Source organism: Nonomuraea angiospora (genome assembly GCF_014873145.1).
Classification (GTDB): Bacteria; Actinomycetota; Actinomycetes; order Streptosporangiales; family Streptosporangiaceae; genus Nonomuraea; species Nonomuraea angiospora.
In genome coordinates this window covers 8,562,323-8,584,115 of record NZ_JADBEK010000001.1, presented here as the reverse complement: position 1 = coordinate 8,584,115, position 21,793 = coordinate 8,562,323, and the positions used below count along the sequence as shown (strand labels likewise).

Below are 21,793 nucleotides of genomic sequence, written 5' to 3'. Positions count from 1 at the left end.
GCTCAGCCGAACAGCGACAGCTCTATGGAGTCGGCCAGGGCCCGGTAGCCCGCGTCGTTGCCGTGCAGCTGGTCGCCGGCGTGGAAGTCCTCCCTGATCCGGCTAGGGCGGTCCGGGTCGCGCCAGACGGCGTCGAAGTCCAGCACGGCGTCGAAGGCGCCGCCGGTGCGGATCCACTCGTTGACCGCCTGGCGTGCGCTCTCACCCTCCGGGGTGTAGATCTCCGCGCCCTCGTAGGGCGCGATCGTGGTGGCGTAGACCCGCACGCCGCGCTCGTGCGCCCGGGCGATCAGCTGGCGGTAGCCCGCGATGACATCGTCCGCCGTCACCGGGGCGCCAGGGAACATCTTCAGGAAATCGGCCAGAGGACCGTCGTCGTCCCGCGGGGCGAAGGAGATGCCGAGGTCGTTGCCGCCTACGGAGAGCACCACGTAGCCGAGGCCGGGCGTCGCCAGCACGTCACGGTCGAAGCGGGCCAGGGCGGCGGCACCGATGCCGTCGTTGAGCAGCCGGTTGCCGCTGATGCCCTGGTTGGAGACGTAGCCGGCGGCCACGCCCCGCTCGGCGAGACGCTCGGCCAGCAGCTCCGGCCAGCAGCTCCGGCCAGCTGTGGTTGGCGTCCGGGGTCGAGCCGGCGCCGTCGGCGCGGGAGTCGCCCACCACGACGACCGTCTTGGCCGGGGAGTCGGGGAGCAGCTCGACGGCGGAGATCAGGGCCCGCACCGGCAGAACCTCCGCGTCCTCCGGCAGGGTGAGGGCGCCGACGGCGTCGCCCGGGATCGTCCAGCCGGTCTGCAGGGCGGGGTCGTGGCAGGTGCAGGTCTCCACGCTCCCCGGCAGGTAGAGGCTGATGGACAGCTTGGCGAGGGCGGGCAGGGGCAGGTCGACCGGATCGCTGAGGATCGGCGCGCCCGCCGGGACGGTGACGGCCGACGCGCCGGAGAAGGTCAGCACGCGCTCGTTGCCCGGCCGCACACCACCGCCGGGCGCCGCGAGGCCCACCCGCGCCGCGCCGATGGTGAAGGGCGCGGTCCCGAACTCGTTGGTGAAGCGGACGCGCACCCGGCGCCCGCCACCGCTGATACGCACCACCTGGCGCAGGGTCACGTCGGCGAGGGGCGGGTGGCCATCCAGCGAGCCGAGCCCGTCGTGCGCCGCCTGGGGCGAGGCGCCCCAGCTCCGGACCCAGCCGCCGGCGTTGTCGGTCTCGATCATCTGCTGCCTCCGTTGTTCGAGATGGTGGTACGGCATGCGAAGACTGAGGCGGGTCGCTGACACGGGGCGAATACGGCGCTGACACGGCTGCCCTGTTTCGAGGTCTTGCGGGGGAACACGCGAAGATTGGGGAATGGACGGGGATGCACGGCTTCGCGTCACGCTGCTCGGCGCGTTTCAGGTGTCTCGCGGTGACACCGTCCTGCCCGTTCTGGGCGCGCGGTTGCGGGGCCTGCTCGTCCGGCTGGCGCTCGCCGGTGGCCGCGCGGTGGAGCCGGGCGTACTGGTCGACGCGATCTGGGCGGAGGAGCCGCCGTCCGGCCCCGGCCCCGCCCTGCAGACCCTCGTCTCCCGCCTGCGCCGCGCCCTCACTCCGGCCGACGCGGCCGGCGGCGTGGTCGTGCAGGTCACGGGCGGCTACCGGCTGGCGGTGAACGCGGCCGACGTGGACGCGCTGCATTTCGAACAGCTCACCACTGCCGGTCGGGAGAGGCTGCGGGCAGATGACCCCGAGGCCGCGGGCGCCTCGCTCGCCGAGGCCGTGGCGTTGTGGGGCGACCGTCCTGGCGCCGAACCCGCACTCATCGCCGCGGTCGCGCCCACGGTGGCGACCCGGCTGGCACAGGTGTCGATCGAGGCGGTCGCCGACCTCGCCAACGCCGAGTTGTCGCTGGGGCGGGCCGAGGTGGCCGCTGCCCGGCTGACCGGGTTGCTGGCCGAGCACCCGGTCCACGAGCGGGCGGCCGCGCTGCTGATGGACGCGCTCGCCGCCCAGGGGCGTCAGGCCGAGGCGCTGGCCGTCTACGAGCGGGTCCGCCACACCCTGGCCGACGTCCTCGGCGCCGACCCGGGCACCGCCCTGCGGGAACGCCATCTGCGCCTGCTACGCCCCGACCAGCCCGTCCTGGCGCGAGACGCCTCGGCTGCAGGCACTGCGTCCAGGAGCCCGGCGGGCGCGAACGCCAAGAACGGGAGCGCTGCGGGCGCGGACACCGGGGGCGGGAGCGCTGCGGCCGTGGCCGGGCGGGATGCCGGGTGGCGGGTGGCCACCGAGCCCGGCCTGATCCGGCCGGCCAACCTGCCCGCGCCGCTGACCAGCTTCATCGGCCGCGACGACGACCTCACGCGCATCGGCGCCCTGCTCGCCACCGGACGCCTGGTCACCGTCCTCGGCCCCGGCGGCGCCGGGAAGACCCGGCTCGCGCTGGAGGCCGCCCGCCGCCACCAGCACGAATACCGCGACGGCGGCTGGCTTATTGACCTCGCGCCCGTCACCGAACCGGCGAAGATCGCCACGGCCGTACTCGCCGGGACCGGGCTCCGGGGCGGCGCGATGCTCGACGCCCGCAAGCGGGTCGAGGGTGACGAGCTGGACGTCCTCGTCGGCGAGCTCGGCGGCCGGGAGGGCCTGCTGCTGGTCGACAACTGCGAGCACCTGATCGACGCCGTGGCCCACCTGGTCGCGTCGCTGCTGCCCCGCTGCCCCGGGCTGCGCGTGCTCGCCACCAGCCGCGAACCTCTCGCGGTCGACGGCGAGGCGCTCGTGCCGTTGGCCCCGCTCGCGCTGCCCGACCCGGACGACAGCGTCGAACAGGCCCGGACGGCGGCCTCGGTACGCCTGTTCACCGAGCGGGCCGCGGCCGTGCGACCCGGTTTCGACGTCGACGAGACCACGCTGCCCGACGTGGTGCGCGTGGTGCACGGCCTGGACGGCATGCCGCTGGCCCTCGAGCTGGCCGCCGCCCGGTTGCGTACGATGTCGCTGCCCGACCTGGCCGACGGGCTCTCCGACCGGTTCCGGCTGCTCACCACCGGCAGCCGCACCGCGCCGCCCCGGCACCGTACCCTGCGCGCGGTCATCGCCTGGAGCTGGGAGCTGCTCGACGAGCACGAACGCACCGTCGCGGAACGGATCTCCATCCTGGCCGGCGGCGTCACCACCGCCTCGGCCACCGCCGTCTGCGCCGGCACCGCCGTACCCGCCGCCGAGATCCCCGAACTGCTCGCCACCCTCGTCGACCGGTCGCTGCTGCAGCTCGCGCCCGACACCGGCCGCTATCGCATGCTCGAAACCATCCGCGAGTACGGCGCCGACCGCCTGACCGACACCGGCGACCTCGGCACGGCCCGCGCCCTGGCCGCCGCCCACTTCACCGAGCTGATGGCCCGCCACGACCCTCAGCTGCGCGGGCCCGGCCAGCTGACGGCCATGAAGGTCATCGGCTCCGAGTACGACAACACGCTCGCCGCCCTGCGCCACCTGTGCGCCACCCACGACTCTCCCGGCGCGACCGCCCTCGCCCTCACCCTGGCCTGGTACTGGCAGATGTCCGGCCGCCACCTCGACGCCGCCTACTGGCTGGGCGAGACCCTGGCGATACCCGGCGGCGGGCCGACGCCCGAGCGCGACTGCGCCCGAGCCGCCTACCTGCTCAGCCGGGCGGACATCCTGTCGGGGATCACCGCCGGGGAAGCCGCGGACGACCGGGCGGAGATGCGCGGGCTGGCCGACCGCCTGCTCGCGCATCCGGAGCTGCCGGGCCACTACCGGGTGTTCGGCCCGATCCTGCTCTTCCTGGAGGAGGAGCAGGCCGCGCTCGCGATCTTCCAGCGCCTGGCCGACGGCAACGACGGGTGGCTGTCCGGGCTGGCCCACATGTTCCAGGCCGAGATCGCCGAGAACGCGGGCGCGCTCGACCGGACGCGGGTCCATGTGAAGGCGGCCCTGGCCCGCTTCCGGCAGGCCGGCGACCGTTGGGGCCAGGCCGCCACGCTGTCGATGCGCGCCCGGCTGCGGCGGTACGACGACCTCGACGGCGCGCTGGCCGACCTGCGCGAGGCCCGGAGGCTGGCGGGCGAGTTCGGCACGCTCAGCCTCGGCGACCAGCTCTACAGCGACCTGCGCTGGATCGACGTGCACCTCCGGCGCGGCGACACCGGCCGGGCGATGGCGATGATCGACTCCGCCCGGGAGCGGGCGGTGCACGCGTCCTCGGCGGAGCTGCTGGTCCTGGTCGACGCATGGGAGGCCGGCCTCCGGGTGCGGCTCGGCGACCTGGACAGGGCGGGCGACCTGCTCGACGACGCCGAACGGGGTCTGCTCGGCGGCACCGCGTTCCCCGCGGACCACGCCCGGACGCTGGTCGGCAGCGCACGGGCCGCGCTGTGCCTGGCGCTGGGCGACCTGCCCGGCGCGGACAAGGGGCTGCGGGAGGCGTACGCGGCCGCGCTGGCGACCCGCGAACTGCCGGTCCTGTCGCTGGTGACGGTGAACACGGCCGCGCTCGCCGAGGCGCGCGGGCGGCGGCACAAGTCGGCCGTGCTGCTCGGTGCCGCCGCCCGGCTGCGGGGCGCGCACGACCACACCGATCCGCAGGTCCGCGAGCTCACCCGCCGGGGGCAGGCCGCGCTGGGCGGACAAGGGTTCGCCGCGGCGTACGCGAAAGGCTGGGAGCTGGACGCGCAGACGGCCGTGACCACAGCCGACCCGGCCCGGCCGAAGTACGGCGCGACGTAGCGTCCGGCCCCCGTCCACCCCAAAGCCCCCGGCCGAAGTACGACGGGACGCAGGCGTCTGGGCCCCGCCGTCCACCACCAGAAGGACCACGGAGGCGCCATTCGAGGAGTCGAAGATCCTCGCGCCCGCCGGGCTGATCCCCACCCGCGAGGAACGGGAGAAGACGGCCGGCTAGAAGGCGTCGATGACGCGGCCCAACGTGGTGTTCAGCTCGGCGAGGCCGTCCTCGCCGAGCAGGGCCGCGAGGCGTCGTTCGACGTCGTCGATCGCGGTGTAGCCGACCCTCAGCGCCTCGTCGCCACGCTCGGTGAACTCGATGAGCTTGGCGCGGCGATCGGCCGGATCGGGCACCCGGCGCAGGTAGCCCAGCTCCTCGAGGTCGTCGACCAGCGCCCCCATCGCCTGCGGGGTCATCTGCGCCTTCTCCGCGAGCCTGCTCAGGCGGATGCCGTCGTGCTCCATGTGGAAGAACACCGCCGAGTGCGCCGGCCGGATGCGGGCGTCGTACGTCCTGCCGGCGTCGAGCACGACATCCTGCAGCCGCAGGTACGCCTCATAGAGCAGGGCAATGACGTGCGGTGGATGTGTGGCGGCCAAGCCCCTTCTCCAATCGCCCAGGAAGCCTTATATTAAGGCCACCTTAGCAATGGGAGGGTGCGATGAACCAGGAAGAGATCTGGGCCGCCCTCGAGATCGAGCGGCGCGGCGTGGCCGACCTGCTCGGCTCGCTGCCCCCGGACGACTGGGAGCGGCCCTCGCTCTGCGAGGGCTGGCGGATCCGCGACGTGGCCGCCCACCTCGCGCTCGCCACCAGGGTGAGCGTCCCGCGGGCGATGGTGGACTTCGTCCGGGCGCGCGGGAGCTTCAATCGTTTCGTCCACGACACGGCGGTACGTCACGCCAGGCTGCCGGTCGGCGAGCTCGTCGCGCAGGTACGCGAGTCGGCCACCTCGCACCGCCGGGCGCCGACGACCAAGCCACTCGACCCGCTCTTCGACGTGCTGGTCCACGCCCAGGACATCGCCGTGCCGCTCGGCCTCGACCGGGCCATGCCGCTGGAGGCGGCCCGCGCCTGCGCCGCGCACATCTGGGAGCGCGGCTTCCCCTTCCATCCGCAGCGGCGCCTGCGCGGGCTGCGGCTCGTGGCCACGGACGTGGACTGGTCGGCGGGCGAGGGGGACGTGGTCGAAGGGCCCGTACAGGCGCTGCTCCTGCTGCTCAGCGGGCGGCCGGCCGCGCTGCCCGGCCTGCGGGGAGCTACAGGCGCAGCTCGGGCGGGAATCCGGTCCACCTGAGCTCGGGCGGCAGGTGGGCCATGTCGTTGAAGAAGAGCACGGAGGACGGGCGGTCCGGCGAATATCGGATGACGGTCAGGGCGGCGTTGCAGTGGTTGATCCCGAGCCAGCGCCAGCCGGGGGCGTCCAGGGCGGCGCGGACGAGCCAGCCGATCAGGAAGTTGTGCGTGACGACGAGCTCGTGACGCGGCTCCTCCACCGGACCGGTGAACAGCTCCTCGGCCTGGCGGGCGAGCCGCGCGCCGCCGTCGGCCGGGAAGCCGGCGAGGAAGCCGAGCAACCGGTCCGCGTGCTCAGAGGGCAGCTCTTCCTTCGCCGGCACGTACGGGAGGTAGTCCCCGGCCGCCTCCGAGACGCGCACGGGCACGCCGGGAAGGTGCTCGGCGATCAGGCGCGCGGTCTGGGCGGCCCTCGGGAGCGGGCCGTGGTGGACGGCGGAGAGGGGGACGTCCTTCAGCCGCTCGCCGAGCAGCGCGGCCTGGCGGCGGCCGTTCGCGGTCAGGCCGCTCTCGTCCGGCGTGGCCTCGCCGTGGCGGGTGAGGTAGAGGTAGCGAGTCATCGGGCTCCAGTTGTTGACCTCGGACACACGTCATGGGCATCGTAGGGCGGGTGGCCGGCGATGAGACACGTGACGGGGTGGCGCTCACCAACCTCGACCAGCCCCTGTTCGACGGGGCCGGCGCGACCAAGCGCGACCTGGTCGACTACCTCGACGCGGTCGCCGACCGGATCCTCCCGGTGCTGCGCGACCGCGCGCTCTCGGTCATCCGCGTACGGCCGGGGCAGGAGCCGTTCATGCAGAAGAACCTGCCCAAGTACGCCCCCGAATGGGTGCAGTCGGTCTCCGTGTGGGCCGAGGCGTCGCGCCGGCAGGTGACGTACGCGCTCTGCAACGACCGCAGGACGCTGCTGTGGTTCGCCAACCAGCGGGCCGTGGAGTACCACCCGGGGCTGTTCGTGGGCTCCCATCCCACCCACATGATCCTCGACCTCGACCCGCCCGACGGCAGCGACGCCTTCGAGCTGGCCGTGCGCGGGGCCTTCCTGGTGCGCCAGGCCCTCGACGAGGCCGGGCTGGCGGGCGCGGTGAAGACCAGCGGGGCGAAGGGCGTGCACGTGTTCGTGCCCGTGGCCGAGGGGACGGGCATGGAGGACCTCGCCGCGGCCACCCGCGCGCTGGCGGCCCGGGCCGAGCGGGTGGACCCGGCGCTGGCCACCACGGCGTTCATCCGCGAGGACCGCGCGGGCAAGGTGTTCATCGACTCGACCAGGGCGGGCGGGGCCACGGTGGCGGCCGCCTACAGCCCTCGCGTACGCCCCGGCGCGCCCGTGTCGTTCCCCGTGGCGTGGGAGTCGCTCGATCAGGTCGTGCCCGCCGACTTCACCGTGCACACGGCGGCCGGGCTGCTCAAGGACGCGGACCCGTGGGCGGAGTCCATGCCCGAGCCGCAGCGGCTGCCCGCCGACCTGGTCGAGGAGGGGCACACGATCCCGGTCGCCCGCGTACAGGCGATGCACGAGGGCAAGCGGCGCGCCCGCGCCCGCCGCGCCGAGTGACCTCATCCGGATATGTCCGGATATTGACGCCCGAGTGGGCCTTCTCAGTGATCCTCTGCCGGGTTACGTTCGCGTGGCGGCTCGAGGGAATCATCGCATTCGTCCACCAGGGGAACCCTTATGCGTCGAATCGCCATCGCACTGATCACCGCACTAGCCCTACCGCTGGCTCTGACCACCCCGGCCAACGCCGGCGGCCTTGACGACCTCTTCGCCAAACTGCTCGTCAAGCAGGTGAAGGGCCCGAACGCCAAGAAGCACCTCGCCGCCCTCCAGGCGATCGCCGACGCCAACGGCGGCACCCGCGCCGCGGGCACCCCCGGCTACAACGCCTCCCGCGACTACGTGGCAGGCAAACTACGCAAGGCCGGATACAAGGTCACGCTCCAGCCGATCGACTTCGTCCAGAGCTGGGCCGAGAACTCCCCGCCCACGCTCAGCCTCACCGCGCCGAGCTCCAAGACGTACGCGCCGAACGACGACTTCTTCTCCTTCGAGCCCTCCCCCGCCGGTGACGTGACCGCGCAGGTCCAGGCCGTGGACCTGACCCTGCCGCCGACCCCCACACCGACCTCGACCAGCGGCTGCGAAGCGTCCGACTTCGACGGGTTCGTGGCCGGGCGGATCGCGCTCATCCAGCGCGGCACGTGCGCCTTCGCCCTGAAGATCCGCAACGCGGGACGCGCCGGGGCCTCCGGGATCATCGTGTTCAACGAGGGCCAGCCGGGCCGGACCGACGCGTACCCGCTGGACATCGGCGAGTGGCGGGCCGGGGTCCCGATGGTCTTCGCCGACTTCGCGGTCGGCAACGAGCTGGCGGCCACGGCCGGGGCGACCGTACGGCTCAAGGTCGACTCCACCCTCGTGCTCGGCACCAACGACAACGTGATCGCGGAGTCCCGCTTCGGCGACCCGCGCAACGTGGTGATGGCCGGCGCCCACCTCGACAGCGTGCCCGCCGGTCCCGGCATCAACGACAACGGCTCGGGCACCGCGTCCATCCTGGAGGTCGCCGAGGAGATGGCGCTCTATCCGGTGAAGAACAAGGTGCGCTTCGGCTTCTGGGCGGGCGAGGAGATCGGGCTGCTCGGGTCCGACCAGTACGTCGCGTCGCTGCCGGAGACGCAGCGCGACCGGATCCGGGTCTACCTGAACTTCGACATGGTGGCCTCGCCCAACTACGCGTACAAGCTGTATGACGGGGACAACTCCGACAACGAGGGCTCCCCGGCCGGGCCGCCCGGATCGGCACAGATCGAGAAGCAACTCGAAGCCTTCTACGGCTCGCGCAACCTGCCCACCGTCGGCACCGACTTCGACGGGCGCTCCGACTACGGCCCGTTCATCGACGCCGGCATCCCGGCGGGCGGGATCTTCACCGGCGCCGAGGGCATCAAGACGCCCGAGGAGGCGGCGCTGTTCGGCGGCACGGCGGGGGTCGCGTACGACGCCTGCTACCACCAGGCATGCGACACGATCGCCAACATCGACGACACCGCGCTGGACGTGGACCTGGACGCGATCGCGGACTCCGTCGCCCGCTTCGCCTTCAACCTGCGCTCCATCCCGCCGCGAACGGCCCCCGCGACGGCACCCCTGGCCGCGAAGTCGGCCGCCTGACGGCTCCACACCGGGTGGGCGGCCGACTTGGCGGCCGCCCACCCGGGCACCACCTTGGCACCTCGGCACCTTCGCACCACGGCACCACGGCACCACGGCACCACGGCACCACCTCGACACCTTCGCACCACGGCACCACGGCACCACCGGTTCCAATGAGCACCACCGGTTCCAACGAGCACCACCGGTTCCAACGAGCACCATCTCGGGATCTCCCACCCTCGACCTCGGATGGAGGCGCCGCAATGCGATCGATCATCGTCGCGGCAACAGCGTTATCCCTGGCCATCACCGCCCTGACGGCCGTGCCGGCGCAGGCCGCAGCAGCCCCGGACATCTCCCTCACCAACGTCAAGGCCCACCTCACCCAGCTCCAGTCCATCGCCACCGCCAACGGCGGCAACCGCGCACACGGCCGCCCGGGCTACCTGGCCTCCGCGAACTACGTACGCGGCCAGCTGGACGCCGCAGGCTTCACCACCACGCTCCAGTCGTTCACCTACAACGGCGCCACCGGCTACAACGTCATCGCCGACTGGCCCGGCGGGGACCCCAACGACATCCTCATGGTCGGCGCGCACCTCGACAGCGTCACCGCCGGTCCCGGCATCAACGACAACGGCTCGGGCAGCGCGTCCATCCTGGAGACCGCGCTCGAAGTGTCGCGCCAGGCTCTCCAGCCGGCCAAGCACCTGCGCTTCGCCTGGTGGGGCGCGGAGGAGCTGGGGCTGCGCGGGTCGCAGTTCTACGTGAACAACCTGGCGGCCGCGGACCGCGCACGGATCAAGGGGTACCTGAACTTCGACATGGTCGGCTCCCCGAACCCCGGATACTTCGTGTACGACGGCGACAACTCGGACGGCACCGGCTCCGGTCCCGGCCCGACCGGATCCGCGGAGCTGGAGAAGGTCATCCAGGACTACTTCACGTCGATCGGCGTGCCGACCCGGGGCACCGACTTCGACGGCCGCTCCGACTACGGCCCGTTCATCGCGGTCGGCATCCCGGCGGGCGGCACGTTCACGGGCGCGGAGGGCATCAAGAGCTCGGCCCAGGCCACGCTGTGGGGCGGCACCGCCGGTCAGGCGTTCGACGCCTGCTACCACCGCTCGTGCGACACCACTTCCAACATCAACGACACCGCGCTCGACCGGAACGCCGACGCGATCGCGTACTCGGTGTGGACGATCGCCACCGCCGTACCGCCCGTGGTGGTCTGGCAGGACACGTTCGAGACGGCCAACGGCTGGACGGTCAACCCGTCGAGCACCGACACCGCCACCACCGGACAGTGGGAGCGCGGCGACCCCGAGGCCACCACCTCCAGCGGCGCCAAGCAGCTCGGCACCACGGTCAGCGGCACGAACGACCTGGTCACGGGCCGCCTGGCGGGCTCGGCCGCCGGTGACTACGACCTCGACGGCGGCGTCTCCTCGATCCAGTCGCCCCCGATCACGCTCCCGTCCACGGGTCCGCTGAACCTGTCGTTCTCGTGGTACCTGGCGCACGGCTCGAACGCCTCCAGCGCCGACTACTTCCGGGTCCGCGTGGTCGGCAGCACCACCACCACGGTCCTGAACCAGGCGGGCGCCGCCACCAACCGCGACGGCGCCTGGACCACGGCCACGGCCAGCCTGAACGCGTTCGCGGGCCAGACGGTCCGCATCCTCATCGACGCCGCCGACGCCTCGGGCGCCTCCCTGGTGGAGGCCGGCGTGGACGACGTCAAGATCACCCGCTAACCCGCACGAAGGGCCGGGCCGCGACGGCCCGGCCCTGCCCCCCTCGCCTGCCGGGCTCCACGGCCCGGCCTTCAGCTCTCTCGCGGGCCGGGCCCCGCGGCCCGGCCTTCAGCTCCCTCGCGGGCCGGACCGCACCGGAACCGGTCCGCGACGCCGGCGGATCAGGCGGCCTCGGCGGTCCGGTCCGTACGCAGCGCCGCCACGACCTTCTCCGGCTCATCGGCGAAGAACCGGATGGACGTGGCCTCCCCCCGGCTGCCGAACGGCCGCACGAAGGCCACCGGCTCGCTCAGCTCCACCGTCACGTTCGTCTGCGACGAGACCGCCACGCTGAGCCGCCCGTCCTTGACGATGACCATGCCGCTCTCGTTGTAGTTGCGACTGGCCCGCACGGCGACGATCCGCTCGACCGGTACGCGTACGTCGAAATACACGCCGAACCGGATGCGCAACTCGTCCGGGGTGATGACGTGCGGCCTCGTGGCGCAGGCGGCGGCCAGCATGACCCCGAACAGCAGCCCGTACACGTCGGCGATCAGCACCGCGAACCGCAGCCACGCCGGCACGTCGAGCGCGACCAGCAGCAGATCGACCACCACGGTCTCGACCGCCATCGCGAACAGCATCAGCGACAGCATGAACGTCTGCGCCTTCGTGTATGTCACGACGGTCGCCCCGTCCGGCACGCCATCACGACGCCTGATGATCCACTGCCCGATGGCCAGCAGTCCTTTCAGCTCGAACAGCACGATCCGCAGCGCGGCTCTGACCATCGGTCCCCTCACTTTCAGCTCTCTCGGGCCGGTCGCCCCTGATTAGACACGTTGACGTCGCGTCAAGGTCAACCCGAGGCGGCCACGTCAGGCGCCCGGTGCGGCGACGGCGTCGGGCGGGAGGCGGCGGGAGAGGCGCAGGAGGGTGAGGCTCGCCAGCGCGAGCAGGACGGTGAGGGTGCCCCACAGCAGCACGGGCGCGGCGCCCAGCAGGGCCGAGAAGGCGGCCGGGGCGACGACGTTGCCGATGGCCCAGGTCTGCTGGTGGATGGCGAGGTAACGGCCGCGCAGGGCGGGCGGTGCCGTCGCCGCGGCCAGGGCCCAGGACGGGGTGGCGTGCATCAGCTCGCCCCCCGTGAAGACGAGGGTGGCCGTCACCAGGGCGATGACGCGCGGGGGTCCCGGGGGAAACGCGGCCGCCGCGGCGTACGCGACGCACGACACGATCAGGACCGCCCCGCCGAGGGCCATGGCGTGGGTACGGCGGGCGGCGCGCTGCCGTCGCCGGACCGCGAGCTGGCCCACGGCCACCAGGATCGTGTTGAGCGTGTACAGCAGGCCCAGCAACCAGTCGGGGGCGCCGAGCACGGTGACGGCGTACACCGGCAGCGCGACAGGTAGGACCAGGCGCGTCAGCGTGAACGCCTGCTCGGCCGCCACCAGCCCGAGGAACGGCCGATCCGCCAGCACCCGCCGGTACCCGCCCCGCTCCGAAGGCGCCGGCTCCACCGGTGCGCGCCGCCCCGACAGGACCAGACAGCCGGTGGCCACCGCGAAGCTGGCCGCGTTGACCGAGGCGATGATCACGAAGCCGGTCGTGCCGCCCAGCGACACCACCCCCGCCGACAGCAGCCCGCCCAGGCCGAACGCGACGTTCCTGGCGGTCGACATCAGCGCGTACAGCCGGTCCCGGTCCGCGCCCGCGGCCAGGACCGAGATGTAGCCACCGGAGGCGGGATAGTAGGCCCGATCCCCGAACGCGACCACCGCCGCGACCACGATCAGCGCGGCGAAGCCGTCCACGAACGGGTACGCGGCGAAGCCCAGCCCGCGCAGCACGTACGTACCGATCAGCACCCGCCGTGCGTCGAACCGGTCGATGAGCACGCCGGCCACCGGATTGGCGGCCAGCCCCACCGCGGCCGCGGCCGTCACCCCCAGCCCGACCACGGTCATGGGCAGGCCCGTGACCCTGTGGAGGAACAGCAAGGTGAGCGGGTAATACAGGCCGCTGCCCAGGGCGTCCACGAACATCCCGACGAGAAACGGCCGCACGCCGGACTGGCGCTGCGCGGAGGTGATCGACATGAGCAGGAGTATCAGCACGCGCGAGAGCCGTACCGGATCGGCCGCACGCCCTAGACGTTCTACGCCGATGGTCCTAGCACCCGGGTGAGCGCTGCGGCGATCCACGTAAAAGGCCAGGTCAGGAACCGTGCGACACGCTCTCCGGGCGAATGGGGCCTATCGCTCGCGGGTATCGGTCGCATGCATCTCCGGCAACACCACCAGGCCTGAAAGGGAGTCAGATGACCACGACCGCAGAGCGTACCGAGACCTCCGAGCAGCGCGGCACCGAAGAGCGGGAGGCGTTCGAGTCGCTGATGTTCGCCGCACTCGCGGCCCGCCGCGAGGAGGGCACCGAGATGGGCATCGAGCACCCGCTGCTGATGGCGATGCTCATGCGCCACCGCAAGGAAGGCGGCATGAGCATGATCGAGCATCCCCTCCTGCTCGCCATGCTCATGCGCCGCCGCGAGGAAGGCACCGAGATGGGCATCGAGCACCCGCTCCTCCTCGCCATGCTGATGCGCCGCCGCAAGGAGAGCGGCACGAGCATGATCGAGCACCCCCTCCTGCTCGCCATGCTCATGCGCCGCCGCGCGGAAGGCGAAGAGACCGGCATCGAGCACCCGCTGATGCTGGCGATGCTCATGCGCCGCCGCAGGGAGAGCGGGATGAACATCATCGAGCACCCCCTCCTGCTCGCCGCGCTCATGCGCCGCCGCGCGGAAGGCGAAGAGACCGGCATCGAGCACCCGCTGATGCTGGCCGCCCTTGCGTCCCGATAACCGCCCGACAGCCGCCCGACCACCGCGCCGAATCACCGCGCCCGATCACCGCGCCCGCCGGCCCGCAAGGAAGAACGCCGTCTCCTGGTTTCCCGGCAAGGGGAAATCGGGAGACGGCTCACACCGACCGTAAAGGAGCACCTCATGGCGCCGGAGCAAACCGGTAACTCATCCGAGCACAACCCTCTGGAGTCCATGATCGACGACCTCATCCGCGACATCCTCAGCGAGTCCGGCCAGACCACCAAGGCCCGTACCCGGGGCGGGGATCCCATGGCGAGCCTGATCGAATCGGCCCTGTCGTCGACCTCGCGTACGGCGTCGAAGGCGTCGCCGATGGAACGGCTCCTGCTCACGCAGGTGTTGTCGTCCGCGCTGGCGGACGCCCTCGCGCCGGCACTGGCAGAGGTCCTGGCACCCGAGATCATGAAGTCCCTGGAGCACCATCTGTCTCCCGGTCCGACCAGCGGCATGACTTCGACGCGCAGCCCCGCCAAAGGGGGAGCGGCGAGCAGAAGAAAGACCTGAGTCTCCGGCCGCGGCGACAGGGCCCGGCCGCCGTCCGGCAGCAGCCCCGCGACGGCGGCCGGGCCCTGCCGCCTGACCGACTGGGGCACTCGCCGCGCCCCGCCGCCCGACCGACCGGGGCACCCGCGGGCCCGGCTGCCTGACCGATTGGGGCACCCGCCGCGCGCCCGGCTGCCCGACCGACCGCGGCACCTGCCCGAAATCAGGGCCTGGGCGGCTTATGGTGGACGCTGATCAGGTGGAATCATCGGCGCATGAACGCTGACGTCATCGTCGTCGGGGCCGGGCTGGCCGGTCTGGTGGCGACCTGCGAACTGACCTCCCGGGGCAAGAAGGTCGCCGTGCTCGACCAGGAGAACGCCGCCAACCTGGGCGGCCAGGCCTTCTGGTCGTTCGGGGGGCTGTTCCTCGTCGACTCCCCGCAGCAGCGGCGGATGGGTGTGAAGGACTCCTTCGAGCTGGCCTGGAACGACTGGCAGGGCAGCGCCCAGTTCGACCGCCTGGACGACGAGGACTCCTGGGCCGTGCGGTGGGCGCGGGCCTACGTCGAGTTCGCCGCCGGGGAGAAGCGGGCCTGGCTGGACGGGCTGGGCATCAAGTTCCTGCCCACGGTCGGCTGGGCGGAGCGGGGCGACCTGCGCGCGGACGGGCACGGCAACTCCGTGCCGCGCTTCCACGTCACCTGGGGGACGGGGCCGGGGGTGCTGAAGCCGTTCGTCCGCATGGTCCGGCAGGCGGCCGACAGCGGGCTGGTCACCTTCCACCACCGCCACCAGGTGGACGAGCTGATCGTCAGCGGCGGCGCCGTACAGGGCGTGCGGGGCACGCTGCTGGCCGAGGACGACTCGCCGCGAGGGGTGGCCTCCAACCGCGACAGGATCGGCGAGTTCGAGCTGACGGCGCCGGCGGTGATCATCACCAGCGGCGGCATCGGCGGCAACCACGACCTGGTGCGCCGCTACTGGCCGGAGCGGATGGGCAACGCGCCGGAGAGCATGGTCACGGGCGTGCCGGCGTACGTGGACGGCCGGATGCTCGACATCAGCTCCGAGGCCGGGGTACGGCTGGTCAACCGCGACCGCATGTGGCACTACACGGAGGGCCTGCGCAACTGGGACCCGATCTGGCCGGGTCACGGCATCCGGATCCTGCCCGGTCCCTCCTCGATGTGGTTCGACGCGCTGGGGCGGCGGTTGCCCGACCCCTGCCTGCCCGGCTACGACACGCTGAGCACCCTGCGCCACCTGCGCGGCACCGGCCACGACCACTCCTGGTTCGTGCTCACCCAGAAGATCATCGAGAAGGAGTTCGCCCTGTCGGGCTCCGAACAGAACCCCGACATCACCGGCAACGACCGCAAGGCGTTCCTCCGGGAGCGCCTCCTCGGGAAGGGCGCCCCGGCCCCGGTGGAGGCGTTCAAGCGCAACGGCGCCGACTTCGTCGTGGCCGGCACCTTGGACGAACTGGTCGCCAAGATGAACCAGCTGACGCTCGAACCCCTGCTCGACGCCGACCTCGTGCGCCGCCAGATCGAGGCCCGCGACCTGCAGGTGGCCAACCCGTTCAGCAAGGACTCCCAGGTCCAGGGCATCCGCAACGCCCGCCGCTATCTCGGCGACAAGCTGGGCCGGACCGTCGCCCCGCACCGGATCCTCGATCCCGCCGCCGGGCCGCTGATCGGGGTCATGCTCCACGTGCTCACGCGCAAGACGCTCGGCGGCATCCAGACCGACCTCGACTCCCGCGCCCTGGGGCCGGACGGCGAGCCCGTGGACGGCCTGTTCGCGGCGGGTGAGATCGCGGGCTTCGGGGGTGGCGGCGTCCACGGCTACAACGCCCTCGAAGGCACCTTCCTCGGCGGCTGCCTCTTCTCCGGCCGCCAGGCCGGCCGCGCCGCGGCACGCTGACCTATCTCCACAGGCAGTCGTGGCGCGGCAAGGCACGCTGACCCTATTTCCACAGGCAGTCGTGGCGCGGCAAGGCACGCTGACCCTATTTCCACAGGTAGTCGTGGCGCGGCGAGGCCCGGCCGACGAGGACGCCGCCGTCGCGGACCTGCCACTCCTGCTGCCCCTCGACCTCGTGGAACACGAGGAAGAGACCGCAGACGCAGTCACCGTCCGCGTCGGGCGGCAGGGCGGCGATCCGGCGGATCAGCGCGAGAACCTCGCCGGCGTGGCTCTCGCGCACGGCACGCGCGTAGCAGGCGGCATCGAGCCAGCCCCCTTCGGGGAAGGCCCAGCCCTCCGGCTCGCCCTGCCGGATGATCCGCTCAACCTCGGCCCGTTGACCGGAGAACTCCAGCCAGCCGCGTATGTAGACCCACGTACCCATAACGACATGATGGCTTGCGGGAAGTCGAGAGCATTTGTCGGAATTGCCTGCGGCGGCCACCCCCGGACGGCAGACTGTTGCCCGCGGCCATCACGAGCCTTTCTCCGTTCTCTGACGAGAGCCCGCGGAGAGGGCCGGGGTGGCCGTCACCATTTCCCGGACACCCTCAGCTCAGCAGCCGCGCCTCCACCTCCGGGGCGAGGCCGACGCTCGGCCGGTCCGGGCGCATCGGGGGCCGGCCGCCGATGCTCCGCAGCCACTCCCACGTATCGGCCACCGTCTCCTCCAGCGGACGGCACCGCAGGCCCGCCGCCACCGCCTTGGACACGTCGCCCCCCTGCAAGAAGTCGTAGTCCTCGCCCATCAGCCAGATCGGCAGGTCCGTCCACGGTTGCACGCCCGCCGCCAGGATCCGCTCGGCCGCCACCCAGCGCAGCTCGGCGTCCGATCCGGTCACCTTGACGCAGGTCTCCAGGAGCTGCCTCATCGTCGCGAATGCCGGCGGGCTCACCACGTCATAGGCCCCGCCGAGCCCGCGCTCGGCCGCCGCCAGGCACCAGACGGCCACGTCCCGGGCGTCGATGTACTGCAGGCCGAGGTCGCGCGGCTCCGGGGCGAGCACCGGGCCGCCGCGGGCGATCCGGCTCAGCCACCAGGGCAGGCGCCCGATGTTCTCGTAAGGGCCCAGGATCAGGCCCGCGCGAGCCAGCAGCGCCCTGTCCCCGAACGCCGCGACCGCCGCGAGCTCCGCCCCCGCCTTGTCCTTGGCGTAGTCGCCGTCGCCGTCGTCCGCCGCCACCGCCACGACCGGGGCGCTCTCGTCCGCGCCGAACGGCACCGGCCGTGCGTACACCGACCGGCTGGACACGTAGACGTAACGGCCGGCCCGGTCGGCCAGGAGCGAGGCGGCCTCGCCGACCGCGGCCCGCGCCCAGGACCAGGTGTCGACCACCACGTCCCACTCCCCGCGCTCCAGCGCCGCCAGACCGCCGGGAGCCGTGCGGTCACCGCGTAACGCCGTCACGCCGGCCCGCGGCTCGTGGGTGCCGCGGTTGAACGTCGTCACCTCCCAGCCGAGCGCCACCGCCTCGTCCACGAACGCCCGCCCCACGAACTCCGTGCCGCCCAGCACCAAAAGCTTCATGGCATCCACCCTGGCCCGCCGGGTTCGGGCGCGGTAGGTCTGCACGCCCTCAGCGGAATCGCCACCAGCGAAAGCCCATCTCGGGCGCACAACCGGCCATGTTGCGAGGGCCGTGCGCGGGTAAATGTCACAGACAGTGACGCAGTTGCGACCGGATGGGATGGTGAGACGGCTGTTTCCACGCTCGATCCGCGCACGGCTGACCACGGTCGCGACCTTGATAGCAGCCGTGGTCTTCACCGCGAGCGCCGCCATCACGCTCGCCACCGTCCCCGAAAACCTGCGCGGCATGGTCCAGGCGAGGGTCGAGCTGGCCGTACGGCGGGTCGCCGCCGAGGCGCGTGCCGGGAGCCTGCCGCGGGTGCTGGAGACGCCGTCCCGCGTCCACATCCTCCAGGTGGTCACGACGGACGGCAGAATGCTCGCGAGCAGCCCCGGCCTGGCCCAGGGCCTGCGGCTGACGGACCTCAAGCCCACCTGGCCCGACACCATCCGCTTCGCCGAGCGCACCGGTTCGCGCAGCCCCGACGAGCCCGAGACCCACTACCTCGTCATGGCCATGTCGGTGCTGACCCCTGAGGGCCCTGCGACGGTCTACGGGGCGTCCTCGCTGACCGACGTGGACCGGGCCCTCAGATGGATATATGTCCTGGTGTTCATTGGCACTCCGCTCGTCCTGGTGAGCGTGGCGGGCATCACCTGGATCACGGTCGGGTCCGCGTTGCGCCCCGTCGAACGCATCCGTGCCGAACTGGCCGAGATCACCGGTCAGGACCTCACCAGGCGCGTGCCGGTGCCCGACACCGGCGACGAGATCACCGACCTGGCCACCACCACCAACGACACCCTCGACCGCCTCGAACGCTCCGCCGAGACCCAGCGCCGCTTCGTCGCCGACGCCTCCCACGAGCTGCGCAGCCCCATCTCGGCCCTGCGCACCCAGCTGGAGGTGGCCCACGCCTACCCGGACGATACGGACTGGCGGGCCACCGGCGAGCAGGCGCTGATCGCCGCCGACCGCCTGGCCGGCATCATCGACGAGCTGCTGATGCTGGCCCGGCTGGACGCCGGCGCGGCCGGCGAGCGCCGCGTGGTGGACCTGGCCCGCGTGGCGATGGACCAAGTCCGCCGCCGCGAGGGCGACCGGGTGCCCATCATCCCCGACGTGTGCGCCGCGGCGCCCGTCCACGGTTCCTTCATACAGCTCGACCGCCTGCTGACCAACCTGCTCGACAACGCCACCCGGCACGCCGCCACCCGGATCGACCTGGAGGTGGCGGTAGAGGGCGACAAGGTGATCGTCACGGTGACCGACGACGGCGACGGCATCCCGCCGCAGGACAGGGAGCGGGTCTTCGAACGCTTCACCCGCCTGGCCCCCGCCAGGGCCAAGGACAAGGGCGGCAGCGGCCTCGGCCTGGCCCTGTCCCGCGACATCGCCATGGCCCACTCCGGCACCCTCACCCTCGCCGACCACTTCCCCGGGGCCCGCTTCGTCGTCGTGCTCCCCCTTTACGGGGAGCCGTGATCGGTCGCGCTCTGCCGTAGGCTCGCGCCCATGGATCTGCGCCAGCTCGCCGCCGAGATCGAACCCATTTCCAGCCAGTACGCGGACAAGCTCGGCATCGAGCGTGACGACACCTGGTTCCTGCTCAAGCTCCAGGAGGAGCTCGGCGAGCTGACCCAGGCGTTCCTCATGCGCTCGGGCCGGGCCAGGACCAAGGGGCGCACGGCCGACGAACTGGACGCGGGCTTCCGGGAGGAGCTGGCCGACGTGCTGTGCCACGTGGTTCTCATGGCCCACCATCACGGGGTGGACCTGGAGGCGGAGGTGGCGCGCAAGTGGCTGGCCTGGAAGCGCTGATGGGGGCGCGCAAGTGGCTGGCCTGGAAGCGCTGATGGGGGCGCCGTAACGGCGGCCGGCCCCGTGCGGGTCAGCGGGCGTCACCCTGGAGGCCCCTCGCCACGTGCGGCGGGTGGGGCCGCCCGTGCTCTGCCGTACAAGCTGAAAAAGCCCCGCCACGTACGGCGGGAAACGCTCCGCGCGGAGAAGAACGGGCCCGTGGAGAAGAACGGACCCGTGGAGAAGAACGGACCCGTGGAGAAGAACGGGCCCGCGAAAAAAGGTCGGCCCGCCCGAGAGGAAACGGGCGGGCCGGAGGGAAACAGGGATCAGTCGACGACGGTGATCCGGTTGGTGGCCGGCGGGGCGATGGGGTTGTCCCTGCCGAGCTGCTCGACGAAGGCGTCGATGTCCAGCGGCCCGCTCCACAGGTCGGTGCCGTCCTTGAAGGCGGCGAAGGCGTCGCCGCCGCCCACGAGGAAGTTGTTCGCGGCGACCCGGATCGACTGTGTGTCCGTCACCGGCGCCCCGTCGATCTTGATGTCCGACACCTTGGAGCCCCAGGCGGCGCTCCGGCTGTAGGTGTAGGTGAGGTTCGACGACGGCTGCAGGATCTTGGTGAACGGCTGGTTGTTGGGCCCGCCGGTGAACTGCTGCTCGAGCACCGTCTTGAGCTGGGCGCCCGTGAGCGTGACGACCTGCATGAGGTTGTTGAACGGCTGCACGGTGAACGCCTCGCCATACGTGACGACCCCGTCGCCCTCGTTCGCCGGGGACGTCGTGTACGTCAGGGACGCCCGCACCCCGCCCGGGTTCATCAGGGCGATCTGGGCGTTGCCGCCGGTCTTCGTGGCGGCCAGCTGGCCGTCGGCGATGAGGTCGCCGAGCGCGGACTCGCCGGACGGCGCGGCCGTGTTCGTGATGTCGGCGGTGATCTTGCCGACCGGCTTGTTGGCGACGGGGGCGACGCGGTCCTTCCACGTCTGCACGAACGCCGAAATTTCGGGATCCGGGGTGACTGTGCGGGTCACGACGTGATTGTCCGCGACGACCGAGGCGCGGTCGATGTCCCGCGTCTTGACGTTCACGTTCAGGTCCACCTGCGTGATGACCCGCCCGAACGAGCCGCCCTGCGAGTAGACGCGGTCGTTGCCCGCCGGGTCCTTGACCTTGCACAGGTACGCCTGGTGAGAGTGCCCGCTGAGCACGATGTCGATCTCCGGGTCCACCTGCGTGGCGATGCGGTTGCCCGCCCCCGGGACGGCGCTGCAGGCGTCGGGCGACTGGCCGGCGTTCACCTGGTCACCCTCGTGCACCAGGACGACCTGCGCCTTCACCCCGACGAGCTTGAGCAGCTTCGAGGCGACGTTCGCGGCCTTCACCTCGTCCACGAACTTGAGGTCCTTGATGCCCTCGGCCGTGACGATGTTCGGCGTGGTCTGCGTGACGAGGCCGATGAAGCCGATCGGCACGCCGTTCATCCACTTGATGCTGACCGGCGGCAGCGCGGGCACGCCCCAGTCCGACAGGACCTGCTTGACCTGCGCCGAGTTCGAGCCGCCGAGGGCGGCGAGCGCGTCGGTCTTCTCGTTGCGGTTCTTGAACAGGACGTTCGCGCCCACGTAGTCGAACTGCGCGCCCTTCCACGGCCCGGCGGGCGAGCAGCCGTCCACCGGGTGGCAGCCGCCCTTCATGATGCGCCGCAGCTCGGTGTAGCCCTCGTCGAACTCGTGGTTGCCCACCGCGGCCACCTTGAGCCCCAGCTTGCCCATGAACTCGACCGACGGCTCGTCGTGATAGGCCGCCGAGATCAGCGGCGTCGCCCCGATGAGGTCGCCCTGGGCCACGGCGATGGTGTTCTTGTCGGCCAGGGCCTTCATGTGGGTGGCGACGTACGCGGCGCCACCGGCGTCCACGGTCTGGCCGTTCTCGTCCACCATGCGGCCGGAGGATCCGGTGGGGGGTTCGAGGTTGCCGTGGAAGTCGTTGAGCGCGAGCAGCCGTACGGGCACCGTACGAGGGGCTTTGCTCGCGTCCGCCGGGAGCGTGGCGAGCATGACCGCACCCGAGGCGACGGCTCCGGCCAGCGCCAGCCGGAGGAAGGAACGAGACGTCATGGCCCTAGACGTTACGGCGGGAACCTATGCAGCCAA

General features: G+C 72.0%; 19 protein-coding genes. 10 read left to right on the top strand and 9 right to left on the bottom strand.

The features are described from left to right. Positions 1-2: 2 nt before the first annotated feature. Positions 3-554, bottom strand: coding sequence for a GDSL-type esterase/lipase family protein (locus tag H4W80_RS61590; RefSeq protein ID WP_337960008.1), 552 nt, complete (start codon positions 552-554; stop codon positions 3-5). Further along, the gene (locus H4W80_RS64290) at positions 460-1,215 is read right to left on the bottom strand and encodes a hypothetical protein (protein WP_337960007.1); all 756 of its coding nucleotides are present in this window, start codon (positions 1,213-1,215) and stop codon (positions 460-462) included. Before H4W80_RS64290 ends, H4W80_RS61590 begins: the two co-directional genes overlap by 95 nt. Before the next feature lie 133 nt (positions 1,216-1,348). Between H4W80_RS64290 and H4W80_RS39515 the strand changes: the two genes are divergently transcribed. Beyond that, complete coding sequence (locus H4W80_RS39515) at positions 1,349-4,732, top strand: AfsR/SARP family transcriptional regulator (protein WP_192789731.1); 3,384 nt, start codon at positions 1,349-1,351, stop codon at positions 4,730-4,732. 171 nt (positions 4,733-4,903) lie between these two features. Here the strand turns inward: H4W80_RS39515 and H4W80_RS39510 are convergent, their stop codons facing one another. Continuing rightward, entirely contained in the window at positions 4,904-5,329 is a 426-nt protein-coding gene (locus H4W80_RS39510; protein ID WP_225963904.1) for a MarR family winged helix-turn-helix transcriptional regulator, read from the bottom strand. Positions 5,330-5,391: 62 nt separating this feature from the next. Here H4W80_RS39510 and H4W80_RS39505 point away from each other — a divergent pair, with 62 nt between their 5' ends. Continuing rightward, positions 5,392-6,027 carry a maleylpyruvate isomerase family mycothiol-dependent enzyme gene (locus H4W80_RS39505; RefSeq protein ID WP_192789730.1) on the top strand — a complete coding sequence of 212 codons (636 nt, stop codon included), beginning with the start codon at positions 5,392-5,394 and terminating at the stop codon, positions 6,025-6,027. On the opposite strand, the gene H4W80_RS39500 is transcribed toward H4W80_RS39505, so the two are convergent. Beyond that, positions 5,990-6,586 carry a histidine phosphatase family protein gene (locus H4W80_RS39500; RefSeq protein ID WP_192789729.1) on the bottom strand — a complete coding sequence of 199 codons (597 nt, stop codon included), beginning with the start codon at positions 6,584-6,586 and terminating at the stop codon, positions 5,990-5,992. The genes H4W80_RS39505 and H4W80_RS39500 overlap by 38 nt on opposite strands. A 50-nt stretch (positions 6,587-6,636) precedes the next feature. Between H4W80_RS39500 and H4W80_RS39495 the strand changes: the two genes are divergently transcribed. From H4W80_RS39495 to H4W80_RS39485, 3 genes are all read left to right on the top strand, one after another. Next, the gene (locus H4W80_RS39495; RefSeq protein ID WP_318787269.1) at positions 6,637-7,584 is read left to right on the top strand and encodes a DNA polymerase domain-containing protein; all 948 of its coding nucleotides are present in this window, start codon (positions 6,637-6,639) and stop codon (positions 7,582-7,584) included. 120 nt (positions 7,585-7,704) lie between these two features. Then, on the top strand, positions 7,705-9,204 hold the full coding sequence (locus H4W80_RS39490; RefSeq protein ID WP_192789727.1) for a M28 family metallopeptidase: 1,500 nt from the start codon (positions 7,705-7,707) through the stop codon (positions 9,202-9,204). A 245-nt stretch (positions 9,205-9,449) separates the two neighbouring features. Next, positions 9,450-10,946 carry a M28 family peptidase gene (locus tag H4W80_RS39485; RefSeq protein WP_192789726.1) on the top strand — a complete coding sequence of 499 codons (1,497 nt, stop codon included), beginning with the start codon at positions 9,450-9,452 and terminating at the stop codon, positions 10,944-10,946. A gap of 161 nt (positions 10,947-11,107) precedes the next feature. Here the strand turns inward: H4W80_RS39485 and H4W80_RS39480 are convergent, their stop codons facing one another. Further along, positions 11,108-11,719 carry a hypothetical protein gene (locus tag H4W80_RS39480; protein ID WP_192789725.1) on the bottom strand — a complete coding sequence of 204 codons (612 nt, stop codon included), beginning with the start codon at positions 11,717-11,719 and terminating at the stop codon, positions 11,108-11,110. An 87-nt stretch (positions 11,720-11,806) separates the two neighbouring features. Next, positions 11,807-13,027 (bottom strand): MFS transporter, encoded by a 1,221-nt coding sequence (locus H4W80_RS39475; RefSeq protein WP_192789724.1) that lies wholly within the window; start codon positions 13,025-13,027, stop codon positions 11,807-11,809. 221 nt (positions 13,028-13,248) lie between these two features. Here H4W80_RS39475 and H4W80_RS39470 point away from each other — a divergent pair, with 221 nt between their 5' ends. From H4W80_RS39470 to H4W80_RS39460, 3 genes are all read left to right on the top strand, one after another. After that, positions 13,249-13,791 (top strand): hypothetical protein, encoded by a 543-nt coding sequence (locus H4W80_RS39470; protein WP_192789723.1) that lies wholly within the window; start codon positions 13,249-13,251, stop codon positions 13,789-13,791. A 195-nt stretch (positions 13,792-13,986) separates the two neighbouring features. After that, complete coding sequence (locus H4W80_RS39465) at positions 13,987-14,319, top strand: hypothetical protein (RefSeq protein WP_192789722.1); 333 nt, start codon at positions 13,987-13,989, stop codon at positions 14,317-14,319. A gap of 254 nt (positions 14,320-14,573) precedes the next feature. Continuing rightward, positions 14,574-16,226, top strand: a complete 1,653-nt coding sequence (locus H4W80_RS39460; RefSeq protein WP_192789721.1) for an FAD-binding dehydrogenase — start codon at positions 14,574-14,576, stop codon at positions 16,224-16,226. Between the two features lie 85 nt (positions 16,227-16,311). On the opposite strand, the gene H4W80_RS39455 is transcribed toward H4W80_RS39460, so the two are convergent. Then, a complete protein-coding gene (locus H4W80_RS39455; protein WP_192789720.1) occupies positions 16,312-16,653 on the bottom strand; it encodes a hypothetical protein in 342 nt (113 codons plus the stop codon). 166 nt (positions 16,654-16,819) lie between these two features. Next, the gene (locus tag H4W80_RS39450) at positions 16,820-17,797 is read right to left on the bottom strand and encodes an NAD-dependent epimerase/dehydratase family protein (RefSeq protein WP_192789719.1); all 978 of its coding nucleotides are present in this window, start codon (positions 17,795-17,797) and stop codon (positions 16,820-16,822) included. A 217-nt stretch (positions 17,798-18,014) separates the two neighbouring features. On the opposite strand from H4W80_RS39450, the gene H4W80_RS39445 reads away from it, so the two are divergent. Continuing rightward, on the top strand, positions 18,015-19,325 hold the full coding sequence (locus H4W80_RS39445; protein ID WP_192789718.1) for a sensor histidine kinase: 1,311 nt from the start codon (positions 18,015-18,017) through the stop codon (positions 19,323-19,325). A 30-nt stretch (positions 19,326-19,355) separates the two neighbouring features. Then, positions 19,356-19,661: a nucleoside triphosphate pyrophosphohydrolase family protein gene (locus H4W80_RS39440; RefSeq protein ID WP_192789717.1), complete on the top strand. Its 306-nt coding sequence runs from the start codon at positions 19,356-19,358 to the stop codon at positions 19,659-19,661. A gap of 308 nt (positions 19,662-19,969) precedes the next feature. On the opposite strand, the gene H4W80_RS39435 is transcribed toward H4W80_RS39440, so the two are convergent. Continuing rightward, positions 19,970-21,757, bottom strand: a complete 1,788-nt coding sequence (locus tag H4W80_RS39435; protein WP_192789716.1) for a bifunctional metallophosphatase/5'-nucleotidase — start codon at positions 21,755-21,757, stop codon at positions 19,970-19,972. Positions 21,758-21,793 lie beyond the last annotated feature (36 nt).